General features: G+C 38.4%; 1 protein-coding gene. It reads left to right on the top strand.

The annotated features are described in order from the left end of the window. The first annotated feature begins 207 nt into the window (after positions 1-207). A complete protein-coding gene (locus tag F607_RS34505) occupies positions 208-1230 on the top strand; it encodes a hypothetical protein (RefSeq protein ID WP_027710499.1) in 1023 nt (340 codons plus the stop codon). Positions 1231-1241: the final 11 nt, after the last annotated feature.

Genomic DNA, 1241 nt, shown 5'->3' with positions numbered 1-1241 from the left:
TTCAAGGCCGCTTGAAGCAGTCTTTTTTTAGTTCACATTGACTGATACAACAGTCATCGGCAATCACGGCCATTCATCGATAAAACAGATTCAGTACGATGATAAAATAAATTAACTGCCGTATCGTGCTGTAATGAAATCACCCAAGATAGAAACCTTACCCCGTGAGCTATTCAAAAAAGCCAACTAAAAAAGGCAACACAACAAGTGAAAAGCATTAATTCATTACTGATCACTATTTCAAATATTTTACTAATTCCATCAGTAACATTTGCAGCTTGTTCAAATACAGCGCCTCCTGACGATACAACTGTGACTTGCTCTGGCTCTAGCACCTCTCCTATTTCTGTGTTGGGAGACAATGTAACAATTAATATTTTAAAAGGTGCAGATATTACTTCATCTTTATCTGTTCCATTAATAGATATTAGTTCAGGTAATTCTAATGTCATTATTAATAATGACGGTTCCTTAAATAAAACAAATACAACAGTTTTTCGAATATCAGGGAGAGAGATAACCGTCAATAACAATTCAATAATTAATCATTCAGGAGGATTTTTTTCTTATATATTACTGGGTATAACCGGTAGTGACAATATTAGACTTATAAATCAAGGCACAGTTAATTATACAGGAATAGGCCTACCAGGCGGTATGCTTGCTGGAATTTATGCGACAAGCAGTTCTAATAATACGGTCATTAACCAAGGTACAATGAATGCTACGGGGTTTTCAATGATAGGGGTTAGACTGCAATATTCTTCCTTTATGAATAATCAAGGAGTCTTCAACTTTAGCGCAGATCAGGGTGCTGCGGTTAAACTTGAAAATCGCTCAGATTCAAGTTTGGTTAATAGTGGCAGTATTATAGTCACTGACTTCACAGGAACAGGTGGAACAGCCCCTACACGATATGCTGTGTGGAGTAGCCCGCTATTAGCCTCTACTAACACTATAACCAATACCGCAACAGGCATTATCTCTATTGATCAAGGCTCAATTGCGGTGTTTGGCAGTAGTTATGTTGAAATCGTAGAGAATCAGGGTCAAATTTTCGGGGGACTCAACTTAGGAGCCAATAATGATCGTTTTACTAATACTGGAATTATTGTTGGCAATGTTGAGTTAGGCGATGGCGATGACATAGTCATAACGCTCCCGCAGAGCGGGAGGCTTGACAGCTATGAGCAGCCCCAAGGGCTGCCAATGTTAAAGTTCAGTGTTTAAAATTAGCTTCC

It is taken from the genome of Zooshikella ganghwensis DSM 15267, assembly GCF_000428585.1.
Classification (GTDB): domain Bacteria; phylum Pseudomonadota; class Gammaproteobacteria; order Pseudomonadales; family Zooshikellaceae; genus Zooshikella; species Zooshikella ganghwensis.
Note: the sequence above shows the minus strand (reverse complement) of the source record. Positions and strands in the feature narration are given on the sequence as shown.